General features: G+C 48.4%; 17 protein-coding genes. 9 read left to right on the top strand and 8 right to left on the bottom strand.

Going from position 1 to position 15515, the window contains the following annotated elements:
- The first annotated feature begins 78 nt into the window (after positions 1-78).
- From P0078_RS03870 to gad, 5 genes are all read left to right on the top strand, one after another.
- Positions 79-645: a hypothetical protein gene (locus tag P0078_RS03870; protein ID WP_282933165.1), complete on the top strand. Its 567-nt coding sequence runs from the start codon at positions 79-81 to the stop codon at positions 643-645.
- A gap of 81 nt (positions 646-726) precedes the next feature.
- Positions 727-1095, top strand: a complete 369-nt coding sequence (locus P0078_RS03865; RefSeq protein ID WP_282933164.1) for a SpoIIAA family protein — start codon at positions 727-729, stop codon at positions 1093-1095.
- A 36-nt stretch (positions 1096-1131) separates the two neighbouring features.
- Positions 1132-1935 (top strand): class I SAM-dependent methyltransferase, encoded by an 804-nt coding sequence (locus P0078_RS03860; RefSeq protein ID WP_282933163.1) that lies wholly within the window; start codon positions 1132-1134, stop codon positions 1933-1935.
- A gap of 220 nt (positions 1936-2155) precedes the next feature.
- The gene (locus P0078_RS03855; protein ID WP_282933162.1) at positions 2156-3676 is read left to right on the top strand and encodes an amino acid permease; all 1521 of its coding nucleotides are present in this window, start codon (positions 2156-2158) and stop codon (positions 3674-3676) included.
- 14 nt (positions 3677-3690) lie between these two features.
- On the top strand, positions 3691-5064 hold the full coding sequence (gene gad / locus P0078_RS03850; RefSeq protein ID WP_282933161.1) for a glutamate decarboxylase: 1374 nt from the start codon (positions 3691-3693) through the stop codon (positions 5062-5064).
- Between the two features lie 53 nt (positions 5065-5117).
- Here the strand turns inward: gad and P0078_RS03845 are convergent, their stop codons facing one another.
- From P0078_RS03845 to P0078_RS03835, 3 genes are all read right to left on the bottom strand, one after another.
- Complete coding sequence (locus P0078_RS03845) at positions 5118-6350, bottom strand: multicopper oxidase family protein (RefSeq protein ID WP_282933160.1); 1233 nt, start codon at positions 6348-6350, stop codon at positions 5118-5120.
- A gap of 29 nt (positions 6351-6379) precedes the next feature.
- Complete coding sequence (locus tag P0078_RS03840) at positions 6380-6685, bottom strand: hypothetical protein (RefSeq protein ID WP_282933159.1); 306 nt, start codon at positions 6683-6685, stop codon at positions 6380-6382.
- Between the two features lie 129 nt (positions 6686-6814).
- Positions 6815-7501, bottom strand: coding sequence for an alpha/beta fold hydrolase (locus P0078_RS03835; RefSeq protein WP_282933158.1), 687 nt, complete (start codon positions 7499-7501; stop codon positions 6815-6817).
- 354 nt (positions 7502-7855) lie between these two features.
- Between P0078_RS03835 and P0078_RS03830 the strand changes: the two genes are divergently transcribed.
- Entirely contained in the window at positions 7856-8605 is a 750-nt protein-coding gene (locus tag P0078_RS03830) for a sporulation protein (RefSeq protein WP_282933157.1), read from the top strand.
- Between the two features lie 632 nt (positions 8606-9237).
- Here P0078_RS03830 and P0078_RS03825 read toward each other — a convergent pair.
- The gene (locus tag P0078_RS03825; RefSeq protein WP_282933156.1) at positions 9238-9597 is read right to left on the bottom strand and encodes a winged helix-turn-helix transcriptional regulator; all 360 of its coding nucleotides are present in this window, start codon (positions 9595-9597) and stop codon (positions 9238-9240) included.
- 110 nt (positions 9598-9707) lie between these two features.
- On the opposite strand from P0078_RS03825, the gene P0078_RS03820 reads away from it, so the two are divergent.
- Positions 9708-10118 (top strand): GFA family protein, encoded by a 411-nt coding sequence (locus tag P0078_RS03820; RefSeq protein WP_282933155.1) that lies wholly within the window; start codon positions 9708-9710, stop codon positions 10116-10118.
- Positions 10119-10531: 413 nt separating this feature from the next.
- Here P0078_RS03820 and P0078_RS24470 read toward each other — a convergent pair whose 3' ends face one another.
- Positions 10532-10768, bottom strand: coding sequence for a winged helix-turn-helix transcriptional regulator (locus P0078_RS24470; RefSeq protein ID WP_353057041.1), 237 nt, complete (start codon positions 10766-10768; stop codon positions 10532-10534).
- A 457-nt stretch (positions 10769-11225) separates the two neighbouring features.
- Between P0078_RS24470 and P0078_RS03815 the strand changes: the two genes are divergently transcribed.
- Complete coding sequence (locus tag P0078_RS03815) at positions 11226-11369, top strand: YciI family protein (protein ID WP_282933154.1); 144 nt, start codon at positions 11226-11228, stop codon at positions 11367-11369.
- 203 nt (positions 11370-11572) lie between these two features.
- On the opposite strand, the gene P0078_RS03810 is transcribed toward P0078_RS03815, so the two are convergent.
- Positions 11573-12307, bottom strand: a complete 735-nt coding sequence (locus P0078_RS03810; protein WP_282933153.1) for an SDR family oxidoreductase — start codon at positions 12305-12307, stop codon at positions 11573-11575.
- Positions 12308-12415: 108 nt separating this feature from the next.
- Between P0078_RS03810 and P0078_RS03805 the strand changes: the two genes are divergently transcribed.
- Positions 12416-13018 carry a TetR/AcrR family transcriptional regulator gene (locus P0078_RS03805; RefSeq protein ID WP_282933152.1) on the top strand — a complete coding sequence of 201 codons (603 nt, stop codon included), beginning with the start codon at positions 12416-12418 and terminating at the stop codon, positions 13016-13018.
- Positions 13019-13067: 49 nt separating this feature from the next.
- Here the strand turns inward: P0078_RS03805 and P0078_RS03800 are convergent, their stop codons facing one another.
- Positions 13068-13616 (bottom strand): DUF934 domain-containing protein, encoded by a 549-nt coding sequence (locus P0078_RS03800; protein WP_282933151.1) that lies wholly within the window; start codon positions 13614-13616, stop codon positions 13068-13070.
- Entirely contained in the window at positions 13600-15261 is a 1662-nt protein-coding gene (locus P0078_RS03795) for a nitrite/sulfite reductase (protein WP_282933150.1), read from the bottom strand. The genes P0078_RS03800 and P0078_RS03795 overlap by 17 nt, the downstream gene beginning before the upstream one ends.
- Positions 15262-15515: the final 254 nt, after the last annotated feature.

The following is a 15515-nucleotide window of genomic DNA, read 5'->3' as shown; positions in this document are numbered from 1 at the left end:
GACCAGCACTGTGTAACCGGCTCGATTTTAATGATTAATGTCTTCTTTTGAGTTTGCCTGGGGTCGAGAGGTCCAGATATGAAGAAGTTACTGATTCCCCTGATCATTTTATTACTGATCATCGGTTATTTTATGTCGCGCAGCGGCGAGCATAAGGCTAAAGAAGCCTATAACTCGATGGAGCAGGAGCAGAAGAGTGAACAGATGAGGGGATCCTCTACTCCCTCTAGTGGAGGAAGTAGCGGTGGCTCAATGGCCCCAGCAGATACCTCGGATTCCCCGGATGGTATGGGCAATCCCGATTCCCAAATGCCTCAGGACTCTGACTCAACCGATCCCGCTCCTCCGGGGTCTTCAGATAACGGGGGCTCACCTGACGCTACTATGTCTGGGTCAGACAATATGGGTGCAGATGGCAACATGAGCCCGGATGCTAATGATTCTAGCTCCATGCCAGAGGCGAGCAATAACTCTGGCGGCGACCTAAATCAGCAAGCGGATAAGGTCGTAGAAGATGCTACAAAGGAAGCCAATGATGCTGTAGAGGGCGCGACCAACGATATGGATGCCTCCGCCGACGGCACTGAAACAGATACAGAGGCAGAGACCGGTCAGGATGAGGGGATGGAAAGTAACGATAACTGACCAATAGTAATGACTCAGCTGCATCGAGCTAAGCGAAAAGCAGGGCCGCACAGAAGTGTGGCCCTGTCGCATTCTCAAAATATGATTGAGCATGCCTGGCATCAGGGTGATCGAATACTCGAGGTTAGGCCAGTTGGGAAGTTAACCGTTGAGGACTTCCAGTTGCTAGCCGCGCAAATTGATCCGATCATCAGCAAGCGGGGACGTATAGAGGGGTTACTAGTCAATGCGGGAGACTTCGCTGGTTGGGAGAGCTTCGTCGCAATGATCTCTCATTTCCGCTTTATTCGAGAGCACCAACAACATATCCGGCGAATCGCTGTGGTAACCGATAACCCCATTCTTCGTTTTATGCCTACGCTTGCCTGTCACTTCATCAGCGCTGAGGTGCGCCCCTTTCCCGAAGTGGAGTTGACTCAAGCCCTGGAATGGTTGCAAAAACCGGGTTAGCATCGCCTCCCTTTTTAACTGTTACCGGGAGGGCAGGTGAGTCCATCGTTGGCTATTGTCGCTGCGGCGCCAGAATATATTTCCGCTGCTGAAGAACTATCCGCTCAGCTAGACTATCCCTTCCTTGGAGTTACTTCTCCCGTTGATGTGGTCGACTTTCCACAGGTCTTGTGTCTTGGGGAGCCGTTGCAGCTATGTGCGACCGGGCGCAAAGCGGCGGGGCCAGTATGGGTGGATTTTGTTGCTGGAACACTTGCTCATCGCCGCAAGTATGGCGGCGGTAAAGCTCAACCAGTAGCAAAAGCTGTTGGTCTGCGTTCTGGCTTCCATCCCAAAGTCCTCGATGCCACCGCTGGTTTGGGTAGAGATGCTTTTGTTCTGGCGGCGCTGGGATGTGAGGTGCAGATGCTGGAGCGCAACCCGGTTGTTTTCCAATTGCTGAAAGATGGAATACGCCGGCTGCGACAGGCGTCTATCGGGGATGCTGAGTTGGCTGCAATTTCTGAGCGAATGAGCTTGGTGGATTGCTGTACGGCGGCGTCAGAGTGGCTCGCGCTGCAATCGGAGGAATCCATCCCTGTTATTTATCTGGATCCGATGTTCCCTGCGCGGGGGAAAGCTGCCAAGGTCAAAAAGGAAATGGCTGCCTTCCATCATTTGGTTGGGACTGATGAGGATGCGGATAGCTTATTGAGCCCTGCCTTGGCGGCCTGCTACTACCGCACAGTAGTTAAGCGCCCTAAGCTTGCCCCCTATTTGGCTGATATGAAGCCCAACCTTTCCTTGGAGGGGAAATCCGGCCGCTTCGATATCTACACCAAACATGGGGTTCCAGGTTAACTGCCGCATACCGGTGTCGTAGCCGATTTCTCACTGGGTGAAAGATGGTGTGGGCACCGACTTGCTATGAATTTTATATTTCCATAAGCCCCTTGCTAAAAGGGCGGCTTATGCCTTGGCAGAGGCACCTCTGTTATCCCATCTATCCCGCAGACTCCCACGATAGGCTTTGCTTCTTTGTACTGCCGCAAAAATATTGCACTCCAGGGAGGTCCCATCAGTGCGACCAAAAGGGAGCAGTGCATCGAGCACCCCGGATATTGCCAACAGAAAGATGTTTTCTGTGGCTGCTCTCGGGCTCCTAACTGCCGCAACGGTCGTTACCAGCTTGCGCACCCTGCCGATGATGGCGCAAGAAGAACTGACGATGTTTTTCTATATCGGCTTTGCGGCATTGTTGTTCTTGATTCCTGCAGGGCTCGTGTCGGCAGAACTTGGCAGCGCCTTTTCAGAGCGCACTGGGGGTGTCTATACCTGGGTTGGTGAGGCCTTCACCCCGAAGGTGGGTTTTGTCGCTATATGGTTGCAATGGATCGAGTGCATTGTTTGGTATCCCACGGAGTTGGGTTTTGCCGCTGCGGCGGTGGCTTATGCGGTGGGCGATAATACCATCGCCCAGAATACCTACTATATCGGTGGGTTTTGCATCCTTGCCTATTTGCTAGCGACCCTGATTGCTCTTACTGGAACCCGCTTTCTGGTAAAAGTGGCACAGTTTGGGTTTCTGGTGGGTATCATATTTCCCTGCTTGATTTTGATTGTCCTGGCTGTTTGGTGGGTGGTGAGTGGTAATCCTATTGGCTGGGAGACCTTGACCGACCCGGAAGTAGCAGTGCGTCGGGATGGTTATGATCACCCACGCTGGTTTCCCCATATTAACGGTTTGGGGGCTATTGCTTTTCTCGGGGGTATTTTACTTGCCTTTGCTGGGGTGGAAGCACAGGCCACGCATGTGTCGGAACTACGTGATACCCGTCGAGGATATCCAGCTGTAATTGCCATCGCCGCCGTTATTTCCATCCTGGTGTTCACCCTCGGCGCTCTCTCTATTGCTGCAATTTTGCCCTATAAAGAGATATCTGTAGAAACTGGCTTATTTACAGCTTACGAAAGAGCTTTTGGGCAGCTACTTGGGGTTCAATGGCCCGTGCAAGCACTTTCCTGGCTAATTGGCTATGGTGCACTAAGTGGTGCCTTGGCATGGTTGGCTGGCCCCAGTCGAGGGCTACTGGCTACGGCCCAGGATGGGATGTTGCCGCCCTGGTTTCAGCGAGAAAACCGGGTGGGTGTACAAAAAAATATTCTCCTCGCACAGTTTGTAGTGGTAGCAGCAATCTCGTCCATTTATATTTTAATGGATAATGTATCTACAGCTTTTGTTTTGATTTCAGTGATGGCTATTAGCTTATATATCATTATGTACATAATGATGTTTGCTGCGGTTATTCGATTGCGGATCACGCAACCAGACTTACCCAGAAGTTTTCGTATCCCGGGAGGGCTGCCAGGGGTTTGTATTGTTGCCGGAATAGGCTTAATTTCCGTTGTTTTTGCCTTGGTAGTTTCATTTTTCCCGCCAGAACAGCTCACGATAAAAAATCCTGTAACTTATGTTGCTCTCAACCTGGGTGGAATTGCTATAGCGATCACCGTTCCCTTGTTAATTTTCTATTTTCACAATCCCTCCTGGCGAGGGGAGGGTGGCCATCAACAGCAGTCATTTTCTGATATTGATGAATGAGCCGGAGGTAGGTAGTGAAAGAGCAATCTCCATTTGACAGGTTCTTTGACGAATACAATGAAGATATTCCAGAAAAGCATTTTCCCCGGTGTAGTATTTCAGCAGAGGCTGCCGAGGCTATTGTAACCAGTGAAACCTGGGCTGACGCAAAGCCTGCGATGAACTTATCTTCGTTTGTCACAACTTTTACTGAGTCAGAAGCATTTGAGGTCGCTAAGAAACATTATCTGAAGAACTATATTGATCACGACATGTATCCACAGCTGTTCGCGATGGAAGCGCGAATGGTTGGCTGGTTACACAACCTTTGGAATGGACCTGAGGGAGTAGAGCCATACGGCGCAGCAACCATAGGCTCGTCAGAGGCCTGCATGTTGGCTGGTTTGGCGCACAAGTGGAATTGGCGTAAGAAGAGGCAGCAAACCGGCAAAGACGGCTCAAAACCTAACCTGGTTACCGGAGCCAATGTGCAGATTGTTTGGGAAAAATTTATGCGGTACTTCGATGTGGAGCCGCGCATAGCACCGTTAAGGCCTGGTCATTACCGCTTTACCAGTAAACACCTGGATGAATTGGTCGATGAGAATACCATCGCTGTTGTTGCTATCGCCGGGCAAACCTTTACCGGTGAGGATGATGCATTTAGGGCGATTCAAAACTGGTTGGATAAGTATGAAGAGAGAACAGGGCACGATATCCCTATGCATATTGATGGGGCGTCGGGAGGGTTTGTTAATCCATTTCTCTACCCGAACTATAAATGGGATTTTCGCTTGCCAAGAGTGAAATCTATCAATGCTTCCGGGCACAAGTTTGGCTTGGTGCCGCCGGGATTGGGGTGGATAATTTTTCGTGAAAGAGCAGTTTTTGATGAAGACTTGATGTTTTATGTTAATTACCTGGGTGGGGAGATGCCTACAGCCACATTGAACTTCAGCCGAAATGCATCACCGGTTGCCTACCAGTATTACAACTTTATACGTTTAGGCTATGAGGGTTACAGGCAGATTATGCAGCACACCTTGGAAAATGCGCAGACTCTTCGTCAACTTCTGGTGGCCAGTGGGTACTTTGAAATAATGAATAAAACCCAGAGAATCCCGGTTGTTGCCATGACCCTGAATAAAAAATATAAGAATTTTAATGAATATGATATATCCAATAAAGTACGTGAGCGGGGATGGGTTCTTTCTGCCTATTCGATGCCGCCAAACGCTCAGTCTGTAAACTCTCTGAGAATTGTTGTTCGCCCTCATCTCAATCAGAATGCAATCAGTGGCCTTGCAAAGGATATTATCCATGCTTGCGATTGGCTGAGTAAGCATTGTGGTAATGCAACTCCGCCCAAGTTGCATGACCCGCAAAAAGTAGCCCCCAGTAAGTGTTAATTCTTACGGGACTTTAACGATCCTTGCATTCAATGACTGGGTAGATAAGTGGGCTATTTTGGAATCTCAGAGGTATCTTTGACAACCCTAACATGCTGCATCATGCCCCCATCCTCATGATAAAGTAAGTGGCAATGCAGAGGATACTTCCCGGTAAAATCCTTGAAACGAGTACGGAATTTGACATGTCCATGGGGCGGTACTTGAAAGGTGTCGCACCAAAACGGTAGTTTGAGTGTGTGGTGCATGGGGTCTTCTCCAACCACCTCGATAACATAATACGGATTAACATGAATATGGATTGGGTGGGGGAATTCACTTTCATTAACCAAGGTCCACTCCTCTACTGCATCAAGTTCTACGTAATGATTAACCACTTCACATCCTTCGAATGGTGAATGGTCAATACTGACATTCAGCCCGCGATAATATTTTTGGGGGTCATCAAGCGTGTTGGCCTGGAAAGTGAGTCGACGTGTATTGGTGATCTCATCATCTGTAATAGGTTTCAGTAAGTCCACTTTAAAACTGCTGGGGAAGGGTGGGGGCGCACATCGAGCGGGTGGTTTGCTGGGAGCATAGATTGCCGTTCCGATTTCCTCTCCCTGGGCAATAGCGATAACAAAAAGTGGACTGTTGTTATGGTACTTATAATGCGGCATTTGTTGGAACTCAATCGCATTATTGTAAATGTAAAAATGAGCTCCCGGAGTGGCGGCTTCACTGATTTTTAAGAAAAGGGAGGCTCGATTAGCGGGGCCCAGGCTTACTCCGTCTTGTAGGCGGTAGTCATCAGTAGGGTTTCCATCAAACCCGTAGATGTACATTTGCGCGAACCAAGGGCAATCGATGTCTATCGATGTGCGAGTGGTAGCATTGAGAAGTCTCAGATTGAGAAGCTCACCCACCGTTGCATGAATGATAGGGCAGTATTGTCCGTTAACGGTTATACAGTATTCACTATCTGGGAACTTAGCGACCTGGTGTTGATCCTCTACTTTTCCGTGCTCATCTACGGCAATATTCTGGAAGACAAGAATATGTTCCTTAACTCCCATTGCCTCAAGTTCATCATCAAATTCATCCCTTACGATTAGGGCACCTGCCATCCCGCTGCCGACTTGTATAGCGACAGAGCCGTGCTTATGGGGGTGGTACCAGTAGAGTCCTGGGGGTTGGTCCTTGGGGATGTCATATTCGTAGGTATAACTTTCCCCTGGTTTGATCTTCATGCAGACATTGTCGGCCGGAGATTCTGGGGAGACGTGGAGCCCGTGAGTATGCAAGTTGTAGGTATTGAACTCATGGGGGAAGTTTATTGTAGCGGGTGTATTGAGGGGGCTTCCTCTGGCAGCAGGTTGTTTGTCTGGATAGTAAGGTGGCTATCAGCGCGAAGTTCAATGGTAGGGCCTGTCAGTGTGAAACCTGCTTCTTGAGTGATTGATGATGAAAATACACGGGTCCAGGTTGGTGTGTCATGGGTTTTGTAAAAACTGAAAATGTTATTCTTCTCATATTGTACATCCAGTTTTATCTGCAGCTTTCTATTCTCTTTGTCCATTGAGTAAGCGGGCGGATTTTTTATGGGTTCTAGAAAGGAAATATGCTCTCTATTGCTCACTGTTAACTCCGAGGATTTTGTGGGAAGCAAGATTGGTAAGGGGTAGTTAATGAACGAATAACAGTTTAGATTCTAAGGTAGGATTATTTGTGGATTTGCTTGCCATATAATCGTTAATTGAAAGGCAAGTTAGGGTTGTAGTAATCCTTCTGCAAAATTCATAACTATTCTCGCGACTTTATTGGGGTGTGCTTGAGCAATAAAGTGTCCACCAGGAATATCAATGACATTGAGGTTGATGTATATCGCAGATATATCGGTGACAGCTTTTTTCCTGATAAGTCGATCTCTATCCGGGCGGATATAGATGGCAGGGATTTCCAATTTTTGGGATGGTTTGGAGATAGAGGCGATATTATGAAGCCTTTGCTTTAGTTTGCCTCTGTTGGTATTTAGTAGGGCGTTATAGGTGCTGTCAATGAGTATGTCACTGCCTTTGCCATTGAAACCAAAGAAATTTAGTGTGATTTTGGTTAAAGATGGGCAGTCTATAAGCGAGATTGGAGCTAGTTGTGCTGCCTTGGATAGCAGCGAAGGAGAGGTTATAAAGCTAGCTATAAAGGTAATGCCTAAAATTTTTTCGGGAGCTAAAAGGGATAGCTCATATGCAACGCTTCCTGAATAGGATTCAGCAATAATGTAAGTCTTCTCATTGAGATAGCTCTTGGCGATTGATTGAGCTTGAGCCGGGTAAGTATCTCCTGGAAGTTCAGAAAGGCAGAGGGTTTCACTTGTCCACTGTTTTGGTAGTGCCTTAATTAAATCTGAAAATAGTGCTCCAGTTCCATCGAGTCCTGGTAGTAGTAAAACCCTCAAATCTAAAATTCCTATTTTAGTAGTCTTGCACATTACATATTAACATGAGCTTCTAAAATTTCCTTTTGTTCAGGCTTCTATAACCGAACATCTTATGAAGTGTTCATGCCGGCCAGGTATAGTATGGCAATACCTAAAAATTATATGTTTCGATGATCTGCTAAGAAGCAGATGCCAAAGCTCCACAGGTGAATCGGAAGGAAAGGGGCCCCTTGGGCTACAAACTGGTGTGTTCCATTAAAAGTTTAGTATCTACGGCTAAAGTTATGGTCGTTTATGCCTACAAAGACCGTGAAGTAGCTCGGAGTTTATGATATGAAGGTTAGCGATAACGAGTGAATTAGGTTTTTGACTATGTCTGTGTTTCAAAAATTGAAAGCATCAATAGGTATCGGTGCTGCAAAAGTAGATACTGTTTTACAGAACCCTGAGCAGGTTCAGGGTGGGGTAATTGAAGGGGCTATCCATATCATTGGGGGGGATGTCGACCAGCAGGTGGATGCTATAAGTTTGAAGCTCTGCACTGAGATCAAGGTGGAGACCGATGAAGGGGTAAGTTATGAGCGTTTTGTATTGAGCGAGATGCATGTACAAGACCCATTTGTTATCGGCGCTGGCGACAGCCAGGAAGTTCCATTCGAGATGGAACTGCATGAAGAGACACCGGTAACAGTTTTGAATGCACGTAAAAATAAAAGTTTCGTGTGGCTGGAAACCTCTCTGGATATTGATTTTGCGCTGGACCCAAAAGATAGGGACCCATTGCAAATTAGGCCCTTGCCAGTCGTGGAAAAAGTGCTCTCTATGATTGAGGAAAGTGGCTTCAAGATGGTAAAAGCAGATGTTGAAAAGGGACATCTGCGCGGAAGAAATTTTGCCTCCCAGTCCGGCTGTTATCAGGAAATAGAATTTAAGAGCAGTGGTTTGTTGACTTCTAAAGAGGTTGAACTCTCCTTTATCGTTGAAGGTGAGCAGGTACACTGCTTGGCAGAAATTGATCGTAGATTCGGACTGCGCGGCGATGAATATCATTCGTTTTCATTAGCGCATGATGCGAGTGATAATGAGGTTGTCGCAGCAGTTCAGTCTATTTTGCCTCTATAGTTGAGCTGATCTACAGAGCCTGGTGGCACTGAGCTGCCGGGCCCTTGAGCTCGATTTGTATAGCCTCCATTATCTCTCTAGTGGGCCCCTTCTAATCTCCAGCTAACGTATTAGAGCGATACCTTAACGTAAATGGCTTCAAGAACTGGCTCCGGGCATGCCAAAGAGTGCCCGCCAGCCCCCTTGAGGAATTGGCTCTGAAGGGGCTAGGTAAGTGGCTTCAGGGGTTGATATCGCAGCTTTGAGAATCCGGCCTTGTCCACTATGTTTATAGTGAATTTAAACCTCCCAGGTTTTGAAAACTGACCCCAGAGCTCATGGTGTAACATGTGAGCCACCTGGAGGGACACTATAAATCGGGGGATTTGCTTTTTGGGAAGCGAAAGTGTTCCAGTTAAAACAGTATACTCTTAAAACAATTGCCGCCAGGTTCGTTAGTGATCTAGGAGGATTTCTTAATGAGATTGGGGGGAGAAACATAACAATCAGAGTCAACATCATGAACCTCTGGTTATTTATGGAAAATACAATTATGCAATTACGAAGTATAAATGCATAAAAGTTGTTGTTATCTCCAAATTGTCTGTCTCGGGTTTGCGGTATTGTTACGCTTCTGGCCCTGAATCAAGGGGTTAGGTTTCCATGAACCACTTCGGGGGAACCCACGAGCCTTCAAAATATGTATTTCCCCATTTGGCGATTGCCTGAAGAATCGGTAAGACATCCTTGCCTTTCTGTGTTAGCAGGTACTTATATCGCTTAGGCTTTGATTGATATTGTTCCCTCACCAACATTCCCTCTGCTTCTAGCATTTTTAATCTTTCTGCTAGTCTATTGGTTGGTATTTTCTCTGGTGAGTCAGCTAGCTCGCTATAGGTCTCTTTACCACACAGTAAGTCTCTTAGAATAACTAATGTCCATTTATCGCCGAATACGTCCAGTCCGTTCACGATAGGGCATCCCGAACGTAAAAATTGATTGTCAGGACTCATGCTCACACTCTTACTGCCAGAAAATGAAATACTAGCCTAGTTACTTGCGAAGTTGAAGTTATTGATTTAGGCTAAGGTTACTTCAACTTCGTAAGTAACAGGGGAAATTTATGTCCAAAATATCTGGAGAATGCCTGTGCGGTTATATTAGTTATTCTTGCTCTGAAGAGCCGGTAATGGCGGGTCATTGCCAATGTACAGATTGTCAGAAAATTAGTGGGGCTGGACACATCGCTAACATTGCTATTCCTCGCGGAAGCTTAACCATTAGTGGCGATCTTGCATTTCATGAGAAGCAGACAGATAGCGGCAATACAGTAAGGAGAGGTTTTTGCCCTCGCTGCGGTTCGCATATTTATGCGGAAAATAGCGGTATGCCGCAGTTTGAATTTATCCGCGCTGGAAGTCTTCATGACCTGGAGCAATCCAACCCGACAATGGTGGTATATGCTGGTAGTGGTGCATCTTGGGACTATATGGACCCGGAATTACAAAAATTTGAAAAAATGCCAGAAATGTGACCTTAACAATCAAAAGTAGGGGATGCAGCGCATAGCTGTTTTTGGGTTAAGGAAACTTCTGAAAATCACATTTCTCTCAATTTATCTCCCTGCAATCCCCATGACTCGCTACTTACGGGCACAAAAAGGTAACTCATAAGGGTGCCCTTAAGAGCAGTGGTTTGGTGATTTCTAAAGAGATTGACCCCTCCTTTACCCTTGATGGTTAGCAGGTGCATTGTTTGACAGAATTATTCGTAGATTTGATTTGCGCGGCGATTAATATTATTCGTTTTCGCTAGCGCATGATGCGAGTGATAATGAGACTGCCCCATCGGTTCAGTCCATTTTGTCGCGATAGTTGGCCTGCATCCAAGAACCCAGCGGCATCTAGGCTGCAAGGCTCTTGGGTTTTGGCTTTTACAGAGTGTCTATTAGGCCTTGAAGGATTCCTCCCAGTTATTAGCCCATTCCCTCAGCGGATCAAGGGTCTCCATTAACGAAACTCCCAGATCTGTCAGTTGATATCCATTCGTACACTTATTAATCAATTTAGCTTCGCTCAACTGTTTGATTCTTGTATTTAGTACCGAAGGGGACATGGCATCACACTGGGCTTGGAGCTCCCTGAAGCTCCGGGCTGTGTTCCTCAGTTCCCACAGTATTCTCATATTTCATTTTCGCCCGAGCAGATCGAATACAGCCATAATGGCTATACCGCTAGTCGAGCCTCTGAACAGTTTTTACATCTTCTAAAGATGAGTTCGCATTAACAGTTTTAAGAGTGAGCACAAAGAGGGAGTGCCATCGCAATAATCCCCATACGTTTTGAGGGGGATACCATAGCCTGGAGGGCAGATGAAGCTCTTCAGGCCGCATGTAACTTGATTAATCTGAAGTATCGTCTATTTAGCACTATTGCCTAAAGAAAGGTACGTGATGGGACCATTAAATTAAATGATGCCCGATCATCAATCTCCGATGGTTTCCATTTAAGCTACTACTTGGGATCATCCTCTATCGCCAAGGTGGAAAGATTTGCTATCTATTAGATTGGTGGAGGCTATTTCTGCAAGCTTAAAGTGGTGTAAAGAGTTGATATATAGCCCCTAAGGAGGGGGAGACGTTATGTTTTTAGTGAACTTGAATTTCCCGGATATTAAAAAACTGACCCCAGAGTTAATGGCGGAGCATGTGAGCTACCTGGAGGGACACTATAAATCGGGAGACCTGCTTTTTGGGGGGCGAAAGAGCCTAGAACTGGCGCGATAATTATTTCACGTCATCCCTCTGAGGAAGTGCTGCGAAAGGTCCTGGAAGAAGACCCTTTCACAAAACATGGGGCGTCGACTTTTACGATCACTGAGTTTGTACCCGTTATGGCTTCAGAGGAATTTTCCAGCCTCTTGAAAGAACCCTAGATCGGGTTCCTTCGAGGCTTGTGTTACTTCTTACTCAGACAATCTTCGGCCGTGTTATTCGCTAAGGTCTGCGGTGATCACCGAATCAGAGAAGCTCTGATAAGCGGCTTCAAAAGTCTGCGACATGGCATCCGGGAAGAGGTGAAAATCCCCATTTTTTAGCGCGCCAACAATTTCCTCAGCCACTGCACCGGGGGATTCTCCGTCCTCCAGCCCAGCCTGTTTGGCCATATCTGTTTTGATGGGGCCGGGGTGAACACTCAATACTTGTACGCCTCGCTCCTGAAGCGTTTCTCGAAGTGCCTGGGTAATTGCGTAGCTGGCGGCTTTGGATGCGGAATAGGTGCTAACGTGTGGGAAGGTACGCAAGGATACTACCGAATTCATTTGTACCAGGGCGCCTTTGCTCTTTTCCAAATGGGGGGTGAATGCTTTGGCTACACGGACAAGCCCAAAGGTATTCACTTCCAGTTCCTGCTTAAGAGAGTCCTCTACATGGTCGCTAAGCGGGTCTGCGGGCGCAAGTATCCCGGCATTGTTCACCAGAATATCCAATTCCTGAATCGCCTTTGCCGCCGCCCCTACACTTTGGGCTTTTGCCACATCGAGTTCCAATGTGATTACTTTGTCGCCATATTTTTCTGTCAGTTCTGTCGTTGTCTCCGGGTTGCGAACGGCCAGATAGACTTTTTTTGCGCCACCGTCGAGAAAGCGCTCAACAATTGCCTTGCCAATTCCGCGGTTTGCTCCAGTTACAAGGGCAGTTTTTCCTTCGATTGAAATGCTCAATTCCGTTCTCCTGTGAAGGGTTGATGAATATTGTACCGATCGGTAAGGTTTGAGCTAAGTCTTACCGATCGGTACAATATTGTCAAAACAATTTTTTGGAGATTGCCAATGGCGGGACGCAAGCCGGAGTTTGATAAGGCGTATGCGCTGGAATCAGCAACGAAAGTCTTTTGGAAAAAGGGCTATGTGGGCGCCTCAATGGCCGACCTGACCAAGGCTATGGGGATTAATAAGCCAAGTCTGTATTCTTCTTTTGGCAATAAAGAGAAACTGTTTGTTCTTTCATTGGGGCAATACCTGGATAGATATGCCAAAGATCGTATGCAGTTCCTGACGGAAGAGGGAGTGCCGTTGCGGCAGCGATTGCATAGTTATTTGCTGGCTACCGTTAAAGGTCAGGCCGGGGAGGGAACCCCGAGGGGTTGTTATCTGGCGTTTGGATTATCGGAAACTGCCGGTGACGCTTTGCCTTCTGATGCCATTGACGCTTTAAAAGCTGCTGACGCAGAAGCGGTAAAGCAACTGGTTGACTTGTTTCGTTCTGATAAAGAGTCCCAGGCTATAGGGCTGGATCGACGTGCTGAGGAGTGCGCTATGTACCTGATTACCTTGTTGCATGGCACAGCATCGGTATTGCGATCCGGGCGAGAACTCAAGGAGGTGGAACCCTCTTTGGAGCTTGCGCTCAATGGATTGGGGTTGGAGGCGTGATGGAAGTGAAAATTTAGACCCCTGAGTATTCAGGGGTCTAAATTGAGCTTTAGAAGCGGCGACGGAACATGGGCAGCGGTTGGTCTACCCCTGTTTGGTAGCTATCGCCAAAATCGCTCATCGAGTCTTTAAGGCTTGCCAGAGGCTGCTCGCCTTCAAATGCGTAGGCATTGAAGCCGCAGCGTTGTAAATAGGTCAGCTGGTCTCGCATAAACCCGCCTACTGCGCGTAACTCTCCGGTAAAGCTGTAGCGCTCGCGCAGCATACGGCCTGCGGTAAAGCCCCGACCATCGGCAAATGCCGGGAAGTGCACGGCAATTACCGGCAATTTGGTGGCTTCTTCCGCAATCTGCTCGGCACCTTCTTCACTGTCCAGCCAAACACCGACCTCTTCACTGCGGGATGCTAGCGCATCGCGATGCGCCAGCCACTGTCGCAGTGGCAGGATAATTTTGCCGGAGGGCAGGGTGCTTGGGTCCAACTCTTCCCCTGCTTCCAGTTGGGGTACCAGCTGCCATTCGTTGGTCTTTACTTCACCATCGATGATCAGTTCTGCGGGGTTGCCCGGCTGTGGGCCCAGTTTAGCTGGCTTTGGCATAAACTCTCTCCTTGAAGGGCTGAAGGCCGATGCGGTTGTAGGTGTCGATAAAGGGCTCTTCCGTTTGGCGTTGCTCGACATAGAGGTCGAGGATTTTGCTGATCACGTCTGGCACTTCAGCGCGGGAGAAGCTGGGGCCCAATACTTTGGCCAGGCTGGCCTCGTTGGATGCACTGCCGCCCAGCTGGATCTGGTAGAACTCTTCGCCTTTTTTGTCGACGCCGAGGATGCCGATATGTCCCACGTGGTGGTGGCCACAGGCATTCATACAGCCAGAGATATTGAGGTTGAGGTCACCCAGGTCGTACAGGTAGTCCATATCGTCAAAGCGACGCTGGATGGCTTCGGCTACCGGGATGGACTTGGCGTTGGCAAGTGAGCAGTAGTCACCGCCGGGGCAGCAAATCATATCGGTCAGGGTGCCGATATTCGGTGTGGCGAAACCGTGCTTGCGGGCCTGTTGCCAGAGTTCAAACAGTTTGTCCTGTTCGACGTCTGCGAGTACCACATTCTGGTCGTGAGTTACCCGAGCTTCACCAAAGCTAAAAGTATCGGCAAGATCGGCAATAGCCTCTAATTGGGCATCGGTTACATCACCTGGGGGTACACCAGTGGGTTTGGTGGACAACTTAATCGCGCGATAACCGGGTACCCGGTGCGGGTAGGTGTTGCGTTCAAGCCAGCGGGCAAAGGCTTTGTCGCTGTCAGCTTGGAGTTGCAGTGCAGCTTCAGCAGCTGATCCGTCAAACTCGCGATATTCCGGGGCAGTGAAGAAGGATTTAGCCCAATCCAATGCTTCCTGGGTTAACTTTTCAGCGCCGTCTTTAATGTGTTGCCACTCTTCTTCCACGCGGCGGCCGAACTCTTGCGGGCCGAGGGCCTTGACCAGAATTTTAATGCGCGCTTTGTACTTGTTGTCGCGACGACCCAGCTGGTTGTAAACGCGAACAATCGCTTCAAGGTAAGAGAGCAGGTCTTCTTCCGGCAGGAAGTCGCGGATGGTCTCGGCAATAACCGGTGTGCGGCCCTGACCGCCACCTACCAATACCTGGAAGCCAATCTCTTCACCGCGCTTGACGATCTGTACACCGATATCGTGTACACGGATGGCGGCGCGGTCCTGTTCTGAACCACTGACCGCGATCTTGAACTTGCGCGGCAAGAAAGCGAATTCCGGGTGGAATGTAGACCATTGGCGAATCAGCTCGCAGTAGGGGCGCGGGTCGGCAATCTCGTCGAGCGCAATGCCGGCGTAGGGGTCCGAGGTGGTATTTCGGATACAGTTGCCGCTGGTTTGTACCGCGTGCATTTCCACTTCCGCCAGCTCATCGAGAATAGCGGGTACATCTTCCAGCTGCGGCCAGTTGTATTGGAGGTTCTGGCGCGTAGTGAAGTGGGCGTAGCCTTTATCGTAGTCGCGGCTTACGCGAGCGAGACGGCGTAACTGGGCACTGTTGAGCAGGCCGTAGGGAACGGCAATACGCAACATGGGGGCCAGTCGTTGAATATAGAGGCCATTTTGCAGGCGCAGCGGCAGGAATTGCTCCTCGCTCAACTCGCCGGCAAGGTAACGTTCCGTTTGGCCGCGGAACTGGGCTACGCGATCGTTGATGATGGCGCGGTCCCGGTCGTCGTATCGATACATAACAGCTTGATTCCATTGCCTTTGTGCGCTGATGGTGGAGAAAGGGGCAGGCCCCGGACGATTCTCCGCTGGCGCATAACATACCAGCGCTCTTATGCAATAAATAACAATATTTTCCGCTATATCTGTAACTAACAGTTATAAGAGGTGGATGGTCCCTTCTATTCTTGTTAGCTGCTAAGTATTGGTGAAGCGCTGGCGGCTTGGTGGTAAAGGATTTCAGCCCGCTTTTACTGTAACTCAGTCAGTTGAGT

The organism is Microbulbifer sp. VAAF005 (genome assembly GCF_030012985.1).
GTDB lineage: Bacteria > Pseudomonadota > Gammaproteobacteria > Pseudomonadales > Cellvibrionaceae > Microbulbifer.
Note: the sequence above shows the minus strand (reverse complement) of the source record. Positions and strands in the feature narration are given on the sequence as shown.

Coding starts and splice junctions, on each gene's coding strand:
- P0078_RS03815 (WP_282933154.1), top strand. CDS start 11,226: ATGTTTTTAGTGAACTTGAATTTCCCGGATATTAAAAAACTGACCCCA.
- P0078_RS03825 (WP_282933156.1), bottom strand. CDS start 9,597: ATGAGTCCTGACAATCAATTTTTACGTTCGGGATGCCCTATCGTGAAC.
- P0078_RS03795 (WP_282933150.1), bottom strand. CDS start 15,261: ATGTATCGATACGACGACCGGGACCGCGCCATCATCAACGATCGCGTA.
- P0078_RS24470 (WP_353057041.1), bottom strand. CDS start 10,768: ATGAGAATACTGTGGGAACTGAGGAACACAGCCCGGAGCTTCAGGGAG.
- P0078_RS03800 (WP_282933151.1), bottom strand. CDS start 13,616: ATGCCAAAGCCAGCTAAACTGGGCCCACAGCCGGGCAACCCCGCAGAA.
- P0078_RS03870 (WP_282933165.1), top strand. CDS start 79: ATGAAGAAGTTACTGATTCCCCTGATCATTTTATTACTGATCATCGGT.
- P0078_RS03865 (WP_282933164.1), top strand. CDS start 727: ATGATTGAGCATGCCTGGCATCAGGGTGATCGAATACTCGAGGTTAGG.
- P0078_RS03805 (WP_282933152.1), top strand. CDS start 12,416: ATGGCGGGACGCAAGCCGGAGTTTGATAAGGCGTATGCGCTGGAATCA.
- P0078_RS03820 (WP_282933155.1), top strand. CDS start 9,708: ATGTCCAAAATATCTGGAGAATGCCTGTGCGGTTATATTAGTTATTCT.
- P0078_RS03830 (WP_282933157.1), top strand. CDS start 7,856: ATGTCTGTGTTTCAAAAATTGAAAGCATCAATAGGTATCGGTGCTGCA.